17 protein-coding genes and 1 pseudogene are annotated in these 17,919 nt (G+C 74.6%); 10 read left to right on the top strand and 8 right to left on the bottom strand.

All coding sequences use genetic code 11. From position 1 onward, the window contains the following. Nucleotides 1–76: 76 nt before the first annotated feature. Entirely contained in the window at nucleotides 77–835 is a 759-nt protein-coding gene (locus ACFVTF_RS22370) for an SDR family oxidoreductase (RefSeq protein WP_387815861.1), read from the bottom strand. Nucleotides 836–1,042: 207 nt separating this feature from the next. On the opposite strand from ACFVTF_RS22370, the gene ACFVTF_RS22365 reads away from it, so the two are divergent. From ACFVTF_RS22365 to ACFVTF_RS22350, 4 genes are all read left to right on the top strand, one after another. Continuing rightward, the gene (locus tag ACFVTF_RS22365) at nucleotides 1,043–1,672 is read left to right on the top strand and encodes a TetR/AcrR family transcriptional regulator (RefSeq protein ID WP_387815858.1); all 630 of its coding nucleotides are present in this window, start codon (nucleotides 1,043–1,045) and stop codon (nucleotides 1,670–1,672) included. A gap of 311 nt (nucleotides 1,673–1,983) precedes the next feature. Then, nucleotides 1,984–2,574 carry a GNAT family N-acetyltransferase gene (locus ACFVTF_RS22360; RefSeq protein WP_387815856.1) on the top strand — a complete coding sequence of 197 codons (591 nt, stop codon included), beginning with the start codon at nucleotides 1,984–1,986 and terminating at the stop codon, nucleotides 2,572–2,574. Nucleotides 2,575–2,773: 199 nt separating this feature from the next. Beyond that, the gene (locus ACFVTF_RS22355) at nucleotides 2,774–4,501 is read left to right on the top strand and encodes a glycosyltransferase family 2 protein (RefSeq protein WP_371515701.1); all 1,728 of its coding nucleotides are present in this window, start codon (nucleotides 2,774–2,776) and stop codon (nucleotides 4,499–4,501) included. Between the two features lie 225 nt (nucleotides 4,502–4,726). Continuing rightward, the gene (locus ACFVTF_RS22350) at nucleotides 4,727–6,874 is read left to right on the top strand and encodes an acyltransferase family protein (RefSeq protein WP_387815854.1); all 2,148 of its coding nucleotides are present in this window, start codon (nucleotides 4,727–4,729) and stop codon (nucleotides 6,872–6,874) included. 100 nt (nucleotides 6,875–6,974) lie between these two features. On the opposite strand, the gene ACFVTF_RS22345 is transcribed toward ACFVTF_RS22350, so the two are convergent. Then, a complete protein-coding gene (locus ACFVTF_RS22345; RefSeq protein WP_387815852.1) occupies nucleotides 6,975–7,469 on the bottom strand; it encodes a hypothetical protein in 495 nt (164 codons plus the stop codon). A 271-nt stretch (nucleotides 7,470–7,740) separates the two neighbouring features. Here ACFVTF_RS22345 and ACFVTF_RS22340 point away from each other — a divergent pair, with 271 nt between their 5' ends. Genes ACFVTF_RS22340 through ACFVTF_RS22330 form a run of 3 tightly spaced genes read left to right on the top strand, consistent with a single transcriptional unit; the run spans nucleotide 7,741 to nucleotide 9,150 of the window. Then, the gene (locus tag ACFVTF_RS22340) at nucleotides 7,741–7,971 is read left to right on the top strand and encodes a hypothetical protein (RefSeq protein WP_371515698.1); all 231 of its coding nucleotides are present in this window, start codon (nucleotides 7,741–7,743) and stop codon (nucleotides 7,969–7,971) included. Between the two features lie 25 nt (nucleotides 7,972–7,996). Continuing rightward, nucleotides 7,997–8,503 (top strand): hypothetical protein, encoded by a 507-nt coding sequence (locus ACFVTF_RS22335; RefSeq protein ID WP_387815850.1) that lies wholly within the window; start codon nucleotides 7,997–7,999, stop codon nucleotides 8,501–8,503. Then, nucleotides 8,500–9,150 (top strand): class I SAM-dependent methyltransferase, encoded by a 651-nt coding sequence (locus ACFVTF_RS22330; RefSeq protein ID WP_387815848.1) that lies wholly within the window; start codon nucleotides 8,500–8,502, stop codon nucleotides 9,148–9,150. The genes ACFVTF_RS22335 and ACFVTF_RS22330 overlap by 4 nt, the downstream gene beginning before the upstream one ends. 61 nt (nucleotides 9,151–9,211) lie before the next feature. Here ACFVTF_RS22330 and ACFVTF_RS22325 read toward each other — a convergent pair whose 3' ends face one another. After that, the gene (locus tag ACFVTF_RS22325; RefSeq protein ID WP_387815846.1) at nucleotides 9,212–9,685 is read right to left on the bottom strand and encodes a MarR family winged helix-turn-helix transcriptional regulator; all 474 of its coding nucleotides are present in this window, start codon (nucleotides 9,683–9,685) and stop codon (nucleotides 9,212–9,214) included. A gap of 57 nt (nucleotides 9,686–9,742) precedes the next feature. Here ACFVTF_RS22325 and ACFVTF_RS22320 point away from each other — a divergent pair, with 57 nt between their 5' ends. After that, nucleotides 9,743–10,573 carry an alpha/beta fold hydrolase gene (locus tag ACFVTF_RS22320; RefSeq protein ID WP_387815844.1) on the top strand — a complete coding sequence of 277 codons (831 nt, stop codon included), beginning with the start codon at nucleotides 9,743–9,745 and terminating at the stop codon, nucleotides 10,571–10,573. 82 nt (nucleotides 10,574–10,655) lie between these two features. Here the strand turns inward: ACFVTF_RS22320 and ACFVTF_RS22315 are convergent, their stop codons facing one another. The 4 genes and pseudogenes from ACFVTF_RS22315 to ACFVTF_RS22300 form a co-directional block, all read right to left on the bottom strand. Next, nucleotides 10,656–11,768: an SDR family oxidoreductase gene (locus ACFVTF_RS22315; protein WP_387815842.1), complete on the bottom strand. Its 1,113-nt coding sequence runs from the start codon at nucleotides 11,766–11,768 to the stop codon at nucleotides 10,656–10,658. A 164-nt stretch (nucleotides 11,769–11,932) separates the two neighbouring features. Next, nucleotides 11,933–12,526: a TetR/AcrR family transcriptional regulator gene (locus ACFVTF_RS22310; protein ID WP_371515692.1), complete on the bottom strand. Its 594-nt coding sequence runs from the start codon at nucleotides 12,524–12,526 to the stop codon at nucleotides 11,933–11,935. Nucleotides 12,527–12,609: 83 nt separating this feature from the next. After that, nucleotides 12,610–13,047: pseudogene (locus tag ACFVTF_RS22305) on the bottom strand (histidine phosphatase family protein); the annotation flags it as partial. A gap of 104 nt (nucleotides 13,048–13,151) precedes the next feature. Continuing rightward, nucleotides 13,152–14,105 carry an aldo/keto reductase gene (locus ACFVTF_RS22300; protein WP_387815840.1) on the bottom strand — a complete coding sequence of 318 codons (954 nt, stop codon included), beginning with the start codon at nucleotides 14,103–14,105 and terminating at the stop codon, nucleotides 13,152–13,154. Between the two features lie 225 nt (nucleotides 14,106–14,330). On the opposite strand from ACFVTF_RS22300, the gene ACFVTF_RS22295 reads away from it, so the two are divergent. Together ACFVTF_RS22295 and ACFVTF_RS22290 are read left to right on the top strand one after the other, a co-directional pair. Next, nucleotides 14,331–15,053, top strand: a complete 723-nt coding sequence (locus ACFVTF_RS22295) for a rhomboid family intramembrane serine protease (protein WP_387815838.1) — start codon at nucleotides 14,331–14,333, stop codon at nucleotides 15,051–15,053. Between the two features lie 82 nt (nucleotides 15,054–15,135). Next, on the top strand, nucleotides 15,136–16,104 hold the full coding sequence (locus tag ACFVTF_RS22290; RefSeq protein WP_371515688.1) for a D-2-hydroxyacid dehydrogenase family protein: 969 nt from the start codon (nucleotides 15,136–15,138) through the stop codon (nucleotides 16,102–16,104). A gap of 113 nt (nucleotides 16,105–16,217) precedes the next feature. Here ACFVTF_RS22290 and ACFVTF_RS22285 read toward each other — a convergent pair whose 3' ends face one another. Further along, entirely contained in the window at nucleotides 16,218–17,813 is a 1,596-nt protein-coding gene (locus ACFVTF_RS22285) for an L-lactate permease (protein ID WP_387815836.1), read from the bottom strand. Nucleotides 17,814–17,919 lie beyond the last annotated feature (106 nt).

The raw sequence follows: 17,919 nt of genomic DNA, 5'->3' as shown, positions 1-17,919 counted from the left end.
TGGGCCGCTGGATCCGTCGCCCGTGCCTCGGCGTCCGCTGCGTCCGTCGCCCGTGCCTCCGCGTCCGCCGCGCCGTTCACAGGCCGCCGCCGAGGGTGACGCCGCCGTCGACGACCAGGGTCTGGCCGGTGATCCAGGCGGCGTCCGCGGAGAGCAGGAAGGCGACCGCGCCCGCGACGTCCTCGGGCACGCCGAGCCGGCCGAGCGGGTACGCGGCGGCGACCTGCTCCTCCCGGCCCTCGTACAGGGCCTCGGCGAACCTGGTCTTGACCACGGCGGGGGCGACGGCGTTGACCCGGATGCCCTGGCCGCCCAGTTCGGCGGCGAGTTCGGTGGTGAGCCGGATCAGCGCGGCCTTGCTGACCCCGTACATGCCGATCCCGAGCGAGGAGCGGATGCCCGCGACGGAGGCCACGTTGACCACCGAGCCGCCGTGCTCGCCCATCCAGGCGGCGTGCGCGCGGCGGGTCCAGGCCAGCGGGGCCAGCACGTTGACGGCGAGGATCTTGGCGGCGGCGGCCTCGTCGGTGTCGAGGACCGGGCCGTAGAGGGGGTTGATGCCGGTGTTGTTGACCAGGTGGTCGAGCCGGCCGAAGGCCTCCAGGGTGCGGGCGACGGCCTCCTCCTGGTGGGCCGGGTCGTCGGTCTTTCCGGCGACGGCGATGGCGTTCTCCGGTCCGCCCAGGTCGTGGACGGCCTCGGCGAGCGGCTCGGGGTTGCGGGCGGTCAGGCAGACCTTGGCGCCGCGGGCGACCAGCTCGCGTGCGATGCCGAGGCCGATGCCCCGGCTCGATCCGGTGACGACGGCCACCCGGCCCTTGAAGGAGTACGCCACGGAGGGTCCTGCCTTTCGCACGGAACGTTCGACGGGGGTGCCGGGTGGACGCAGACGCCGGTTCGGCGGGGGTGCCTGGTCGGCGGGTGTGCCGGTCCGTCGGCTGACTAAGCGCTTGCTCAGCATGGTGTCGGTGCGGGAGCCTGTCAACAGCCCGCCGACCGGCCGGCGGGAATGTGTGTACGAGTTCTCTGGGAGGATGGCGCCATGACCAGCACGCCCATCGCCGACCTCTGGCGCACCCTGCCCGGCGGCGCCGACTCCCGTCCCGAGGCGGCGTACCGGCTGCTCCAGGCGGCCGTCGAATCCTTCGCGGAGCGCGGTTTCCACGCCACCACCACCCGGGACATCGCCACCGCCGCCGGGATGAGCCCGGCGGCGCTGTACATCCACTACCAGTCCAAGGCGGCGCTGCTGGCGGAGATCAGCCAGGCCGGGCACGCGGCCACGCTGGAGCTGGTCCGGGCGGCGGCGGCCGGCGAGGGCGGCCCGGTGGACCGGATGCGCCGGCTGGTCGAGGAGTTCACCGCCTGGCACGCCCGGGCCCGTACGGTCGGCCGGGTGGTCAACTACGAGCTGCACGCACTGCCCGAGGACGCCTACGCGGTGGTCGCGGCGCTGCGGCTGGACATCGAGCGCGAGGTCAGCGCGCTGATCGAGGAGGGTGTGAGGGCAGGCGCCTTCCAGGTGTCCGAGGTCCGGACGGCGGCCCGCGCGGTCACCTCGCTGGGCATCGACGTCTCCCGCTGGTTCACCGACCGCTCCACCGAGACGCCGGATGAACTCGGCCGTCGCTACGGCGAGTTGGTGCTGCGGATGCTCGGCGCCCGGGTCTGATCCGCCGGTCCGCCCGGCCTTCGTCGAGGCGGCGGCCGGTCGCGGGGCCGCGGCGGTCCTGCCCGTCCTCCGCCGACGTCAGGGCGCGGCGCGCAGGACACGAAGGCGGCGCTGTGCTCGGGGTGGACGGCGGCCGGGCCCGCGCCCCCGCCGGCCGGGCCCGCGGGGGCCGTCGCCGCAGGTCCCCGGGTCTCGGGGCCGGTTCGCGGGCTGTGGCACGATGCCCGCAGGCCGGTCACCAGGGACGGCCCGCGCCACGCCGCAGGCACGAGCGGCGGGCGGTTCCACCGCACGCAGAATGAGGGCCCGCCATGTCCGAGACCATCCCCAGCCACGCCCGGCCCACCGGGCAGCCCGCCTTCCGCCCCGCCACCCTCGCCGACGTACCGGCGCTGGTCGAGCTGGTCGAGTCCGCCTACCGCGGCGACGCCAGCCGGGCCGGCTGGACCACCGAGGCGGACCTGCTGGAGGGCCAGCGCACCGACGCCGAGGGCGTCGCCGAGGTCATCGGCCGCTCCGACGGTGTGCTGCTGGTCGCCGAGCGGGACGGCCAACTGGTCGCCTGCTGCCAGCTGGAGCACCGCGGGGACCGTGCGTACTTCGGCATGTTCTCGGTACGCCCCGGGCTCCAGGGCGGCGGCCTCGGCCGGGCCGTGCTCGCCGAGGCCGAGCGGCTGGCCGGCGAGGAGTGGGGCGTGGGCGAGCTGGAGATGACCGTGATCGAGCAGCGCGCCGACCTGATCGCGTGGTACGAGCGGCGCGGCTTCCGCCGGACCGGGGTCTTCACCCCGTTCCCCTACGGCGACGAGCGTTTCGGCGTCCCGCTGCGCCCTGATCTGCGGTTCGAGAAGCTGACGAAGGAGCTGACGAAGGCGCTGGAGGGGTCGCTGGAGGAGGCCTGACCGACGGGGCGCGGGCCGGCGGTGCTCGGGGCCGAATCCATGATCGCTTGACGGTCCGTCGGCACATGATGCCATGTCAAGTCACTGACCAGGGGCGATGCGGAGATGTCATACCTCGTTCATGATTGGTCTAGGCCAATGTGAGAGGCTGAGGGCGAACGGCCACGTTCCGTCCCATGCCCAGGGGGGCCACTTCCGCATGCCCGTACTCCATGGCACCGCCATGCCCGCGCCCGACGCCGGCCCGCGCCGGATCCCCGCGGACCCCGACCTCCGCCTGCCCAGCCCACCCGACGACGAGGAGCTCTACTGGTACTTCGGCCCGCAGCGCCGCTGGGTGCTGCTCTGCGCCACCCTCTCCTACGCGGGAGCCACCGCCACCCTCGGCCTGTTCGCCCTCAGCCGGCCGCTGCTCTGGCCCTTCCTGGTGCTCACCGTGCTCAACGCGGCCACCTGGCTGCTCTCGCTCACCGACGGCCAGCGCGCCCGCCGCTACACCCGCGACTCGCACGACCTGCTGATGCGCGCCTGGCAGCCCGCCCGCCACCCGAGCGTCGACCTGCTGCTGCCGACCGCCGGCGAGCCGCTCGCCGTCCTGGAGAATGCCTACCGCCACACCGCCGCCGTCCAGTGGGCCGGCGCACTGACCGTCATCGTCCTCGACGACGCCGCCCGCCCCGAGGTGCGCGAACTCGCCGAGTCCTACGGCTTCCAGTACCGGGCCCGCCCCGACCGCGGCCGGTTCAAGAAGGCCGGCAACCTCAACCACGGCCTGGCCGAGGGCAACGGCGAGATCGTCGCCGTCCTGGACGCCGACTTCTGCCCGCGCCCCGACTTCCTGCACCACCTGGTGCCCTACCTCGACAACCCCGAGGTCGGCATCGTGCAGAGCCCGCAGTGCTTCGACACGGACGCCGACATGTCCTGGCTCGAACGCGCCGCGGGAGCCACCCAGGAGATCTTCTACCGCTGGATCCAGCCCTCCCGGGACGCGCAGGACGGCACCGTCTGCTGCGGCACCAACGCCCTCTACCGGCGCGCCGCACTCATGCGCGTCGGCGGCTTCGCCGAGATCGACCACAGCGAGGACCTCTACACCGGCCTCTCGCTCGCCCGCGCCGGGTGGACCACCCGGTACGTGCCCGCCCTGGTCGCCAAGGGCATGTCGCCCACCGGCCTGCCCGCCTTCATCAGCCAGCAGTACCGCTGGTGCCTCGGCTCCCTGGCGCTCGTCCGCGACCCGGACTTCCGCCGCGGACCGCTCCCTCGCTCCGCCCGGCTCTGCTTCTGGAACGGCATCCTCGGCTACGTCACCAGCGCGGTGAACGTCTTCGCCGTCCCGCTGCCCGCCCTGATCATGCTGTTCTTCGCCCCCGGTGAGATCCAGCCGTGGCAGGTCCTGCCGTTCCTGCCGCCGATCTGGGTCTCGCTCGTCCTGCTGCCCGCGATGTCCCGCACCCGCTGGCGCTTCGAGGTCACCCGGGTCCAACTTCTCGGCGGACTCTGCCACGTGGTCGCCATCGCGCACGCGCTGCGCCGCCGCAGTGCCGACTGGGTGCCCACCGGCGCCGTGTCGGGCGGCAGTTCGCTGGCCAAGGCGGTCGCCCGGATCGGCGTCGGCTGGCTGGGGTTCGTCGTCCTCGCGGGCATCGCCGGACTCGTCCGCGCGGCCGTGCTGTACGGCTGGCAGCCCTTCTGGGCGCTCACCGCGCTGCTCGCGCTCACCGCGTACACCATGATCCCGCTGATCCGGTCCCTGTGGCCGCTCCTGCGCGGTGGCAACGGGGCCGCCGTCGGAGAGGTCGCCGCGCCCGTGCGGCGCCGGTCCGACCTGGGATTCGGCCACGCGGAGGCCGTCGCCGTCACCGCCGTGCTGCTGCTCTGCGGGCTGCTGGCCTCCGGCTGGGCCGATCCGCTGATCTTCTGACGCCGCGTCAATTCGGCTCTGCCGACTCCGCTTCACCAACTCGGCTCCATCGAATTCGCTCCACCAGTTCCTGGCGTCAAAGTCGATGTCTGACGACCCATCAACTTCGTTCGGATCCACCGCGTTTCCAGCGCGTCGCCCCACCGGCGCGGATGCGCCGCCCGGCCGCCCCATCGGCCCGGCGGTCCCGACCACCCGCTGCCTGCCCCTGCGAGGAGCACCGCCGTGTCAACGGCCGTACCACCACCGTCGTCGTCCCCTTCCTCCCCTGCCGACACCGCCTCGGCCGAACTGCTGCCCGGCGTCGTCCGAATGGACCGGCAGGCCGCGCCCGAGCGGCGCCCCTCCGCGGAAGCCGTCGCACCGCCGCAGGCCCAGCGGCGCACCGGCTTCCGCCCCGACATCGAGGGCCTGCGCGGCGTCGCCGTCCTCTCCGTCCTGGCCTACCACGCCGCCGTTCCCGGCTTCGCCGGCGGCTACGTCGGCGTCGACGTCTTCTTCGTCATCTCCGGCTTCCTCATCACCGGACTGCTGCTCGGCCGCCCGATCGGCCTGTGGGACTTCGCCGCCCGCCGCGCCCGCCGCATCCTGCCCGCCGCCGCCACCGTCCTGGTCGCCACCGCCGTCGCCGGCGGCGCGCTGCTCGACCCGCTGCGCGGCACCGACCTCGCCCGCGACCTGATCGCCTCCGCCGGACAGGTCGTCAACTGGCGCTTCGTCGGCCAGCAGACCGACTACCTGGCCGCCGAACACGCCCCGAGCCCGCTCCAGCACTTCTGGTCGCTCGGCGTGGAGAACCAGTTCTACCTGCTGTGGGGCGTTCTGCTGCTCGGCCTCGCCCGCTTCCTGCACGGCCGCCGCCGCACCGTCGTGATCACCCTGGCCACCACGGCCATCGGCGCGGTCTCGCTGCTGCTGTGCGTCCGCTGGACGGCGACCTCGGCGCCGCTCGCCTACTTCTCCACCGGCAGCCGGCTCTGGGAGTTCGCGGCCGGTGCCTGCGCGGCGCTGCTCGGCGGCGCGCTGGCCGGCCGCACGCAGCGGCGCGGGACGGCCTGGACGCTGCGACTGCTCGGCTGGGCCGGCGCCGCCGCCGTCCTCGCGTCGATCCTGCTCTACGACCGGAACACCCCCTTCCCCGGCACCGCCGCGCTGGTGCCCGTCCTCGGCGCCGCCGCCGTCCTGCTCGCCGGCCCCGCCCACCGCGCGCTCGGCGCCACCGACGCCGGACGCCTCCTCGACAACCGGCCGCTGCGCGCCGCCGGTCGCCTGTCGTACGCCTGGTACCTCTGGCACTGGCCGGTGCTGACCATCGCCCAGGCCCGCTTCGGCGCCCTGCCCTGGACCACCCTGGCCGCCCTCGCCGCGGCCAGCGCGCTGCCCGCCTGGCTCACCATGCGGCTCGTCGAGCAGCCGCTGCGGTACGGCAGCAGCCCGGCGCCGCGCCGGGGCCTCGCCGTCGGCGCCAGCGCCCTCGTCATCCCGCTGATCGCCGCCCTCACCCTCGGCGGCGGCACGGTCCGCGCCCTCGGCGGCGCCGCCGACACCCCCGCCGCCGCCCCGGCCGGGGCCCCGACCGGCCCCACCCTGCTCGCTCCCGGCGCGCGGGTGCTCGGCCTGACCCCCTCGCTGGCCCGGGCCCGGGAGGACTTCCCGCCCGGCAAGGGCTGCGAGATCCCGCTGAACGCCGACAGCAGCCCGCGCTGCCTGTTCGGCGCCGAGGACAGCCCCGACCGGATCGTGCTGCTCGGCGACTCGCACGCCGGCCAGTGGATATCCTCCGCACTCGCGATGGCCGAGCAGCGGCACTGGGCCCTGGAGGTCCTGGTCAAGCCCGGCTGCCCGCTCGCGACCCTCACCGTGCGCAACAACGTCCTCGGCCGCACCTTCGAGGAGTGCGACCGCTGGCGCGAGAACACCCTCACCCGGCTCACCTCCGGGCCCCGGCCGCGCCTCGTCCTGATGGCCGGCCTCAACCGCTACGGCAGCCAGGAGGAACGCACCCAGGGCTGGACCCGCACCCTGGACCGCCTCGCCGCCGTCGGCGCCCCGCTCGCCTACCTCGGCGACACCCCGATGCCCGGCAAGGACATCCCGACCTGCCTCGCCGCCTCCGACGGCCGCTCGGACGCCTGCTTCTTCCCGCGCGACACCGCCTTCGAGCCGGACCCGATGCTCGACGGCGGCCTCGCCGCCCGCTACGGCGTCCGCACCCTCGACCTGGGCCCGCTGCTGTGCCCCGGCAGCGGACCGGACTGCCCGGCGGTGCTGGAGGGCGTGGTGCTGTACCGCGACACCGGCCACATCACCGACACCCTGGCCCGCGTCCTGGCGCCGCGCCTGGACAAGGGAATCCTGGAGGCGGCCGGGTAGCTCGGCTCCACCGCCTGGGGCGCCCCGCCGGATCGGTCCGGCGGGGCGCCCTCGTCGTGCGGGTGCGGGTGCCGCAGGTGGTTCAGCCGCTTCAGCGGTCTCAGCCGTAGATGCTGTGGCAGAGGCGGGCCTGCTCCGAGCCCGCGGGCCAGCGGCCGACGCGTTCGGCCTGGTCGCAGATGCTGCCCGGGCCGAGGGAGGGGAGCGCCGCGCCGGGGGCCGGAGCCGCCGGCGCGGCGCCGGCCGGGGCCGTGCCGTGGGCCGACGGCGAGGGGTGCGGGGTGCGGCCGGGCTTCGGGTGCGCGGTCGCCGCGTGCTGCGGGTCGGCCGGCTCGTCCTCGTGCGGCGCGGCCGCCGCCGTGGCCGTGGCCACGGCCGGTGCGGCGCCCTGCGGCGTGGGCGGCGGCAGCGGGGACGGCGCGGGCGTGGTGGGGAGCGGGGAGAACGCGGGCGGGTCCGGCGCCGCCGGGTCGGACGCGGAGGGGGAGGAGTGCGGCAGGGCCACCACGTCCAGGTCGTCTCCCGACCCCGGCCCGCACATCGCCAGGACGGCGGCGAGGACGGCGACGGTCCCGACGGTCGCGGCGGCCCACACCTTCCGCGACCGCCGCGGCGCCGGTGCGGGCGGCCGAACGGGGGGCGGCGCGAACGCGGTGGGTACCGGGGGTGGCTGCCATGCGTCCTGCGGCCACTGCCACTGTCCTCCGGTGGGCTGCCCAGTCATCTTGTCGTCCTTCCAGCGCCGAACCCCCGCCGAATCCCCCGCTATGCCTTCCCCGTGCTCAACGAGCGCGCCGACGCCGGGACATGACCCGGAAGAGGGGTCTAGAGGGGCGCCGATTGCCGCCGCGCCACATGCTGGGGGCATGGAGACCAACAGCACGTCCCAGTACCTGGTCGAGGTGGCCGACTTCCGGACCGACAGCCGCTACCGCCTGGTCCACTTCGAGGGCCACGGCTGGGAGCCGCTCGCCCCCGAGGAGTTCGAACCCCGGATCCACCAGCTCTTCCCGGACCTCGACCCGCGCGATCCGGTCCGCGTCCACTGGGCGGATCGCCCCTGGGAATGGCCCCTGTGGCACCCCGGCGAGGCGTGAGCCGCGCTTTCGTTACGCTGTCCGGGTGAGCGTGGATCATTTCTGGCGCCGCCTGCCCGGCCAGGAGGTCGACACCTGCTCGCCGACGGAACTCGGCGAGCTCGTCCCCGACCGGCAGGACGTCCGCTACGACCAGCTGGCCTCCGCCGGACTCCTCCTCGGCGTGCGGAGCACCGCCCGGCTGATGGAGCTAGCCCTCACCGAGAACGGCCTGCACCCCGACCCGGCCGCCCGCCTGCCCGTGTACGGCGGTGAGCGCCGCGAACCCGACGCCGCGCAGACCGATCCGCTGGTGCTGAGCCCCGCGCAGGTCGCGGCCGCCTTCACCTTCCTGCGCGAATCGGCGCTCGGCGAACTCGTGCGCCAGCAGGACACCGTGCTGGCCCGGACGGTCGCGCGCCTCGGGTACCCGACGCCGTGGTCCGAGACCTGGGCGTCCCGGGTGGTCGCCGACCTGCGGGAGCTGCGGGACTTCTTCGCCGACGCGGCGGCGGCCGGTGACGCGGTGGTCGTCCGGGACCGGAAGGCGTGATCGGGGTGGGCGAGTTGGGCGGGGTGGACGGGGTGGAGGACGTGAAGGGGATGGACGGGCTTTCGAGCACCGCCGGTTACGCCGAGGCGGCCGAGGAACTCGCCGTCCAGTACGAGAGCGTGACCTTCGCCGAGGTCCACGCGGACCTGCTGCACAGCTACCCGCCCCCGCCCGCCGCCGTCCTCGACGTGGGCGCCGGCACCGGGCGGGACGCGGCCGCCCTCGCCGCCCTCGGCCATCCGGTGGTGGCCGTCGAGCCGACCGCCGAACTCCGTTCCGTCGCCGAGCGGTTGCACGCGGGCTCCGGAGTGCGCTGGGTCGCCGACGAACTGCCCGAGCTGCCGCAGCTGAGCGCCGGCGCCGAACGCTTCGACCTCGTCCTGCTGACCGCCGTCTGGATGCACCTCGCCCCCGCCGAGCGGCCGTTGGCGATGGCCGCCCTCGGCCGGCTGCTCGCCCCGGGCGGGCGCCTCGCCCTGACCCTGCGCCACGGCCCCGTCCCGCCGGGCCGCAGGATGTTCGACGTCCCGCCCGAGGGGACCGTCGCGCTCGCCGCCGCCCGGGGCCTGCGGCTGCTCCACCGCGCCGAACGCGGCGACCTGCACGGCCGGTCCGGCGTCCGCTGGACGAGCCTGGTCTTCGGGTAGACGGCCCTCCCGGTGTCCGGGCCGCGCTCGCGCGGTGCGTGCGGAGGTCGGTTTGCGGGGGTCAGTTCACGTCGACGTTGTCGAAGAGTTCGAGCATCTGCGTGAGGACGTGCACGCAGGCGGTCAGGTCGGCGTCGGTCAGCTCGCCGCCGACCCGGCTGAGCAGGGCGTGCTCGCGGGCGCTCACCGCGGCGACGGCGGCCCTGCCGTGGTCGGTCAGCCGGATCAGCGAGGACCGCTGGTGGGCGGGGTTCGGGGTGATCTCGACCAGGTCCAGGGCCACCGCGTCGTTGACCATGCGTTGCACGAACTGTCTGCTCAGCGCTTGTGCGCGGCCCATCTGAGGGACGGTCATGGGCCCCTGCTCCGCGAGCAGGAGCAGCACGGCGCGCACGCCGACGGACAGCCCCTCGACGGGAGCCGCGAGTTCCACCTTGCGCAGCACCCGCCGGTACAGCGGGCCGACCAGGTCGAACACGTCCATCAGCCGGTGGGCGAGGACGTCGGGCGGGAGCGGGGCATCGGTATCGGTCACCCCGCCATCATGACACCTGGGTTGCCAATCCCCGCAGGGGATGGCAACTTGGTTGTCATGACTGACGCATCTGACGTGTTCTCATTCGACGACGGCCTCAGCCACCTCGCCTACCGTGACACCGGGTCCGGCCGACCGCTGGTGCTGCTGCACGGTGGACTGCTCGACCACCGCATGTGGAGCGACCAGATCGCCGCCTTCGCGGGCGACTACCGGGTGATCGCGCCGGACGCCCGCGGCCACGGCGAATCCTCCAACGCGACCGGCCCGTTCCGGCCCACCGACGACCTCGCGGCCCTGCTGCGCCACCTCGGCACCGGCCCCGCGATCCTCGTCGGGCTGTCGATGGGCGGCGCCATCGCCGTCGATACCGCACTCGAACACCCGGACGTGGTCGAGGCGTTGGTCGTCAGCGGTGTCGGCACCAGCGAACCCGAGTTCAAGGACCCGTGGCTCGGCGAGATCGAGGCCGAGGAGGCCCGCGCCATGGCCGCGGGCGACCTCGAAGGCTGGATCACGGCGTTCACCCGGCTCGCGGCCGGCCCGCACCGCACCCTCGACGACGTCGACCCGGACATCGTGCGCACGTTGAAGGACATGACCCGGCGAACCCTCGCCAAGCACACCCCCACCGAACCCGACCACCGGGTGCCCGTCACCGACACCTGGGCTCGGGCGGCGAAGATCCGCGTCCCGGTGCTGGCCATCAACGGCGGCATCGACTCCGACGACCACCTCGGCATGGCCGAACGCCTCGTCCGCAGCGTCGCCGACGGCCGTACGACGACGGTCGACGGCACCGGCCACTACCCCAACATGGAACGCCCGGACGCCTTCAACGAGCTCCTCGACGACTTCCTCCGGACCCTGCCCGCCCACGGGGGCTGACAGCGGCAGTCCGCCACCGGCCAACCAGCCGGCCGGCCGGGCCGTTTCGCGCTCGACGTAGACCTGCACGGCGCGCCGTGGTTCACCGGGGCGGGGCGCCGAAGTCCTCGGCGACCAGCCGGTCGGCCCAGTGCCGGAGGGCCGGGGCGAGGGGCGGGTGGACGAGGCCGGCGGCGGTGGCGAGGCGGTCGGCGGAGCTGGTGTCGTAGCGGTCCTCGGAGAGGAAGCCGAAGGTCTCCGGGTCGGCGCCGGTGAGGGCGCGGGGGAGGCGGCGGACCACGGCGACGGGGACCAGGCCGCGGGGCGGGCGGACGCCGAGGTGGGCGGCGACCAGCGCGATCAGGTCCGGGAGTACGGGGGTGGCGGGGTCGAGGACGGTGTGGGCCACCACGGCGGAGCCGTCGGGCGTGGGGGTGGCGGGGCCGTCGGGCGTGGGGGTGGTGGCGCTGTCGTGCGCGGGGACGGCGGCGAGGAAGCGGGCCAGGTGGTCGACGGTGACCACGGGCAGGAAGGTGCGGCGGGTGCCCGGCAGCAGCGGCAGGCGGCCGCGGTGCAACTGGCGGACGAGCTGGGCCAGGCCGAGGTACTGGCCGGCCTCGCCGGTCCGCGAGTGGCCGATGACGCTGCTGGGGTTGACGGTGGTGAGCGGGACGCCGAGTCGGAGCGCGGTGACCCGGACGGCGGCGTCGCCGAGCAGCTTGGAGGCCTCGTACGCGCCGAGGCGTGCGTAGGCGGCGGTGGTGGTGCGGGGGCTGGGCGGGTACTGCGGCTGCGGGTCGCGGCCGACGCGGTAGCCGGAGAGGTGGACCAGGCGGCGCAGCCGGGGCCGGGTGGCGGACCAGTGGAGGGCGTGCAGGGCGCCGTGGACGTTGGCGGGTTCGGCCTGGGCGCGGGTGAGGCCGAACTCGTAGCGGGCGGCGAGGTTGTGGACGTCGCGGACCTCGGCGAGCCGGGCGTCGTCCTCGGGGGAGAGGCCGAGGCCGGGGCGGGTGAGGTCGGCGGCGACCGTGGTCAGCGCGGTGTCGTCGGCGCCGTGGGCGCGCAGCCAGCGGCGTAGTTCGGTGTCGCGGCCGACGCCGCGTACGGCGGCGGCCACGGGCTCGCCGCAGGTGAGGAGTTCGAGGACGAGCCAGCGGCCGAGGAAGCCGGTGGCGCCGAGGACGAGGGTGCGGGGCGGTGGCGGGAGGGGCGGCATGGGGCAACTCCTGGGGCTGGAATCTGTAGACCGGTCTGCATATTTTTCGGGCATGGGGAAGCCTCGGGCACGGGACATTCGGGCACAAGGAATCGGGAGGGCCGGAAGGGGCGGAAGGGGCGGAGCCGCGCACCGGCCGGCGGCGGCTCCGCTACCGCGAAGCCCTATGCGGTGCGGGCGGTCGGCTTGGCGCCGAGCAGGTGCCGGACGGCGTGCTGCGCGTGGTCCAGTGGCTCGCGGCTGCGCCGGACCGACGCGAGCAGGACCGCGCCCTCCAGCAGCGCCAGTGCCTGCCCGGCCGCCGTCGCGGCCTCGGCGGGCTGGAAGCCCTCGGCCTCCAGCCGGTCGGCCAGCACGCGCTGCCAGCTCTCGTACACCTCCGCGCAGACGGCGCGCAGCGGCTCGTTGGTACCGGCGACCTCCAGGGCGACGGTCGCGATCGGGCAGCCCTTGGTGTAGTCGGAGCCCGCCAGTCGCTCGGCGAAGACCTCGGTGAGCCGCTCGGTGAGCGCTCCGCTGTCGCCGCCCTCGGCGGCCAGCGCGGCGAGCAGGTCCTCGACCTCCTGCCCGGCCTGGACGAGGGAGGCGGCGACCAGTTGGTCCTTGCCCTCGGGGAAGTGGAAGTAGAGCGAGCCGCGCGGTGCGCCCGTCGCGGCCACGATCTGGTTGAGGCCGGTCCCGAAGTAGCCCTGTGCCTCGATCAGCGTCCGGGTGCCGGCGATCAGCCGGGCCCGGGTTTCCTCACCCTTGACTCCCATGCGGAAAACAATAGACCGGTCTGCATATTCCTGTCGACGGGCCTCCGTGCCGGACCTCAGCGCCGGTCGTCGACGCCGGGCCTCAGCAGCGGGCCTCGGGCGAGCTCCTCCGCCGTGGACTGTGCGAGGAAGTCCAGCAGGTGGTCGGCGCTGTCGGCGGGCAGTTCGTGCCGCTCCGGGACGTACGGCACGTAGTCGCCGGCCTCCTCGCAGACCGTCGGGACCGCGCCGGCCTGCCGCCCGCCGCCCAACTGCCCGCCGCTCAAATGCCCGCCGCTCAAATGCCCACTGCCCACCTGCTCGTTGCCCGGCCGCCCGCCGCCCAACTGCTCGGCGATCAGCCGGGCGCTCTGCGCGGCCCGGGGAAGCGGCCCGTGGTGCACGGCGGCGATGGGGCGATCCGCCAGCCGCCGTCCGAGCAGGACGGCCTGTCGGCGTCCGTCGGCCGTCAGCCCGCTGCCGTCCGGCGCGGCCTCGCCGTGGCGGGTCAGGTAGAGGTAGCGGGTGGCGGACTCGGCCATGCTCCGGGACTCCTTCGTTCGTGTCGGCGTGCGTGCTCTCGGGCTCGCCGGTGATCCTGAGCTCGTCCCGGAGCGACGCCGTCGCGGCCCTGCCCGGTTCCGGATCAGCCCGCGTGCGCCTCCTGGAGCAGCGCCAGCTCCTCCGGGGAGAGGCGCAGCGCCCCGGCCGCGATGTTGTCCTCCAGGTGTGCCAGGTCGCCGGTGCCGGGGATGGCCAGGACGTGCGGGCCCTGGTGGAGCGTCCAGGCGAGGCGGACCTGGGCCGGTCCGACCCCGCGCGCCTGCGCCACCGCCCGGACCTGGGCCGGTTCGGCGGTGCCCGTGCCGGACTCCCGCCCGCCTCCGGCGATCGCGTAGAACGGGACGAAGGCGATGCCCTGCTCGCCGCAGAGCCGCAGCACGGCGTCCTGTTCGGGCGAGGCGCCGATGCCGTACGGGTTCTGCACGCACACGACGGGAGCGACGGCCTGTGCCTCGGCGAGCTGGTGCGGGTGGATGTTGGAGAGGCCGAGGTGGCGGATCAGCCCGGCCTGCTGCAACTCGGCGAGGGCGCCGAAGCGTTCGGCGACCGAGTCGGTGCCGCTGATCCGAAGGTTCACCAGGTCGAGGTGGTCGCGGCCGAGTTGGCGCAGGTTCTCCTCGACCTGGCCGCGCAGCCGCTCCGGGGTGCGGGCGTGCTCCACCCACTCGCCGTCGAGCCCACGGCCCGGGCCGACCTTGGTGGCGATCACCAGGTCGTCGGCGTACGGCGCGAGCGCCCGGTTGATCAGCTCGTTGGCGGAGCGCAGCGGGGAGAAGTAGAAGGCGGCGGTGTCCAGGTGGTTGACGCCCAGTTCGACGGCGCGCCGCAGCACCCGGACGGCCTGCTCGCGGTCGCGCGGTACGGCGTCGGGGACGAGTGCCCGGCCGGTCTGCGGCAGCCGCATGGTGCCGAAGCCGATCCGGTGGACGGTGCGGTCGCCGAGCGTCCAACTGCCGGAGGCGGCAGCGGTGGCGGTGGCGGTGGCGGTGACGGAGGCGGCGGCAGGGGCGGAGGCGGGGGTGGTATCAGAGGCCATGCCGTCATGATCGCCACTGCACCGCCCCGACCGCCAGCGATTTGGGAATGGACGGATCCCCGCAGGATCCGCAGGGGCGGAGGTGACGCCGGAGCAGTCCGGACTGTGACAACCGTCATGCCGTTTCCATGATCACCTGCCCTGGTCCGGGGCCCCGCCCGGCCGGAATGATGGGGCGCGTCGACGGGCGGGAGCGCCCGAGGTCGGGTGAACGGGGGGTCGGCGATGTCGCCGCACGAGATCGGGTTGTACGCGAGCGCGGCCGTGGTGGTCGGCGTGGGACTGCAAGCGCTGGTGCTGGCCGGCTCCGCCGCCGGTCGGGGAGCAGGAGCTCCGGCGGGCGCCGGGCCGGGCGAGGCGCTCGCCGTGGTCCGGGCCACCCTGGCGCGGCGGCCCCGGGCCACCCTCGCGCTGTTCGCGCTGATGGCGGTGATGGCCGTGCTCCAGTACGCCGTGCCCACCCTGGTCGACGATCTGATGCGGCAGCCGGGAGCGCTGTCCGACGGGCAGTGGTGGCGGGCCGGGACGGCCCTGCTGGTGCAGTCCTCCGGGATCGCGCAGATCGCGATGAACCTGCCGGCCCTGCTCGTGGTCGGCGCCGTCGCGGAGTCGGTCCTCGGATGGTGGCGGACCCTGGCCGTCTTCCTCGCCAGCGGCGTCCTCGCCCACGTGGTGAGCCTGGCCGGCTGGTCGCCGCGCGGCGGCGGCGACTCCGTGGCCGTCTGCGGCCTGCTCGGAGCCCTGGCCGTCACCTGCCTGCTGCGCGGGAGCGCCCGGGGCCTCGCCTTCAAGGGCACCTGGTACCTGCTGCTCATCCCCGCGGCCGGTCTGTTCCTGTGTGCGCTGCGGAACAACCACGGCGCCGGCCTGGTGGCGGGCTGCCTGCTCGGGCTGGCGCTCGCCACCGGGACGGGGACCAGGCCGACCGGGCAGCCCGCCGTGGCGTGACCGGGGGCCGATCTCGCGGACCCGCGGCTCGGACCGGGGCCTGGCACGCCGGGCGCAGGTCGGCGTCTGGGAGAGTGCGGGCATGACACTTCGGACCCTTCGCTGCGCCGTCCTCGACGACTTCCAGGGCGTCGCCACCAGCATCGTCGACTGGTCCCCGGTCTCCGACCGGGTGGCGGTGACCGCCTTCTCCGAGCACTTCGGGTCGGAGGACGAACTCGCCGCCGCCCTGGCCGACTTCGACGTCGTCGTGACCCTGCGCGAGCGGGTGCCGTTCCCGGCCTCGCTGTTCGCCCGGCTGCCGAGGCTCAGGCTGCTGGTCGCCTCGGGCATGCGGAACTCGGTGATCGACTACGCGGCCGCCGAGGCGCACGGCGTGACGGTCTGCGGGACGGCCAGCTCCTCCACCCCGCCGGTCGAGCTGACCTGGGCGCTGCTGCTCGGCCTGGCCCGCGGCATCGTGCCGGAGAGCACGGCGCTGCGCGAGGGCGGTCCCTGGCAGAGCACCGTGGGCGCCGACCTGCACGGGCGGGTGCTCGGGCTGCTGGGCCTGGGGAAGATCGGCGGCCTGGTCGCCCGGGTCGGACTGGCCTTCGGCATGGACGTGCTGGCCTGGAGCCAGAACCTCACGGACGAGCGGGCCGCCGAGGTCGGCGTGCGCCGGGCCGCCGGCAAGGAGGAGCTGTTGAGCGGCGCCGACTTCGTCTCGATCCACCTCGCCCTGGGCGAGCGCACCCGGGGGCTGCTCGGCGAGGCCGAACTCGCGCTGATGAAGCCCGAGGCGTACCTGGTGAACACCTCCCGGGCGGCGATCGTCGACCAGGACGCGCTGCTGGCCGCGCTCACCGGGGGCCGGATCGCGGGCGCCGCCGTGGACGTCTTCGACGTCGAGCCGCTTCCCGCCGACCACCCGCTGCGCACCGCGCCCAGGCTGCTGGCCACCCCGCACCTGGGGTACGTGTCGCGCGACAACTACCGCCGCTACTACGGCGAGGCGGTCGAGGACATCGCGGCCTACCTGGCCGGCGAGCCGATCCGCCGCCTGGGCTGACGCCGGTCCGTCGAACAAGGCCGCAGCACTGAACAGGCCGCCCCACCGAACGGGCCGCCGCGCCGAACAGGGCCGCCGCACCGAACGGGCCGACCGGCGCGGCGGCCACTCGTTCACGGCACCATCCAGCCGAGGACCGGGGTGGACTGGAGCCAGGCGAGGAGGCAGAGGACGGCCAGGACGGCCAGGCTCCAGCCGATGATCCTGCGCAGGACCTCGCCCTCCCGCCCGTACGTCCCGACCGCGCTGGCGGCGATGACCAGGTTCTGCATCGCGACGGCCTTGCCCTGGACGCCGCCGGTGCTGGTGGTCGCGGCGGCCAGGAGGGGCGAGAGCCCGATGCGCTGGGCGGCGGAGACCTGCATCGCGCCGAAGAGCGCGTTGGAGGAGGTGTCGGATCCGGTGAGGGCCACGCCGAACCAGCCGGTGAAGCCGGAGAACAGGGCGAAGGCGCCGCCGAGGCCCGCCAGCCAGGTGCCGATGGAGACGGCCATCCCGGAGAGGTTCATCAGGTAGGAGAGGGCGAGGACGCAGGCGATGGTCAGGGCCGCCCAGCGGATCTGGTGCAGCGCGTCCAGGTAGCAGCGCAGTGCCCGCCGTACCGGCACCCGCAGGATGAGCGCGGTCAGGACGCCGGTGGCGAGGAGCAGGGTCCCGGCCGCGCCGAGCCAGCCGAAGTCGAAGGTGGTGACCGCCACGGGCCGGCCGCTCGCGCTGGTCACGTGGAGGCCGGGCCAGGGGAAGGAGACGTCCTGGTCCTTCACGAAGCGGGCGAGGGGCCCGCCGTAGGACACCAGGGTGAACAGCGCCGTGATGATCGCGTACGGGAGGAAGGCCAGCACGGTGTCCCGCCGGGGGAGGCGCGCCGCGCGGGGTTCCGCTTCGGCGGCGCGGCCGTGCCGCCGCGCCCGGATCCTGAGCAGCACGACGACCGAGGTGAGCGAGGTGAGTGAGGCCACCAGGTCGGTGAGTTGGTAGGTGAGGTAGTTCGAGCAGAGGAACTGGCCGACGGCGAAGCCGGTTCCGGCGGCCAGGGCCACCGGCCACACCTCCCGGAGCCCTCGGCGTCCGTCGAGGAGGAGGAGCAGGACGAACGGCACCAGGGCCGCGATGACGGCGGACTGGCGGCCGACCATGGCGCCGAGGTCGGCGCCGGGGAGGGAGGTGACCTTGGCCAGGGTCTGGATCGGGTTGCCCACCGAGCCGAAGGCCGCCGGTGCCGTGTTGGCGAAGGCCGCGACGGCGGCGGCCTTCAGGGGGTCCAGCCCCAGGCCGAGCAGGATGAGCGAGGTGACCGCGATGGGGGTGCCGAATCCCGAGAGGGACTCGATCATCGCCCCGAAGCAGAAGGCGATCAGCACGGCCTGGATCCGGACGTCGCCGGAGAGGGACGAGAAGGTCCTTCCGATGACGTCGAAGTGTCCGGAGGCGCGTTGGAGGCGGTTGATCCACACCGCGCCGAGGATGATCCACACGATCGGGAACAGCCCGAAGGCGGCTCCCTCCAGTGCGCCGTCGGCGGCCTGGCCGAGCGGCATGCCGTAGCCGGCGGTGGCGATCAGGAAGGCGGTGGCGAGCCCGGCGAGGGCGGCCCAGTGCGACTTCAAGCGCACCAGGCCGAGCAGGGCCAGGAGGACGAGGAGGGGGGTCGCCGCGAGCAGGGCGGCGAGAGCGGGGTGTCCGAGCGGGTCCGGGACTTGGCGATACACGGGTGGGTCTCGCTTTCTCCAGTCGGCGATGACCGCGACGGCGAGAACGCTCGATCCATCCGGGTGCGGACGATCGGCGCACGCTCGTTTTCGCATCATGGAACCC

Origin of the sequence: Kitasatospora sp. NPDC057940 (assembly GCF_042887425.1) — a bacterium.
Lineage (GTDB): Bacteria > Actinomycetota > Actinomycetes > Streptomycetales > Streptomycetaceae > Kitasatospora.
This window is presented reverse-complemented; position numbering and strand designations above follow the sequence as displayed.

What these genes read in the sequence shown, in the direction of transcription:
- ACFVTF_RS22360 (WP_387815856.1), top strand. Translation starts at nt 1,984, where the DNA reads ATGTCCGAGACCATCCCCAGCCACGCCCGGCCCACCGGGCAGCCCGCC.
- ACFVTF_RS22295 (WP_387815838.1), top strand. Translation starts at nt 14,331, where the DNA reads ATGTCGCCGCACGAGATCGGGTTGTACGCGAGCGCGGCCGTGGTGGTC.
- ACFVTF_RS22365 (WP_387815858.1), top strand. Translation starts at nt 1,043, where the DNA reads ATGACCAGCACGCCCATCGCCGACCTCTGGCGCACCCTGCCCGGCGGC.
- ACFVTF_RS22290 (WP_371515688.1), top strand. Translation starts at nt 15,136, where the DNA reads ATGACACTTCGGACCCTTCGCTGCGCCGTCCTCGACGACTTCCAGGGC.
- ACFVTF_RS22315 (WP_387815842.1), bottom strand. Translation starts at nt 11,768, where the DNA reads ATGCCGCCCCTCCCGCCACCGCCCCGCACCCTCGTCCTCGGCGCCACC.
- ACFVTF_RS22355 (WP_371515701.1), top strand. Translation starts at nt 2,774, where the DNA reads ATGCCCGTACTCCATGGCACCGCCATGCCCGCGCCCGACGCCGGCCCG.
- ACFVTF_RS22320 (WP_387815844.1), top strand. Translation starts at nt 9,743, where the DNA reads ATGACTGACGCATCTGACGTGTTCTCATTCGACGACGGCCTCAGCCAC.
- ACFVTF_RS22310 (WP_371515692.1), bottom strand. Translation starts at nt 12,526, where the DNA reads ATGGGAGTCAAGGGTGAGGAAACCCGGGCCCGGCTGATCGCCGGCACC.
- ACFVTF_RS22300 (WP_387815840.1), bottom strand. Translation starts at nt 14,105, where the DNA reads ATGGCCTCTGATACCACCCCCGCCTCCGCCCCTGCCGCCGCCTCCGTC.
- ACFVTF_RS22340 (WP_371515698.1), top strand. Translation starts at nt 7,741, where the DNA reads ATGGAGACCAACAGCACGTCCCAGTACCTGGTCGAGGTGGCCGACTTC.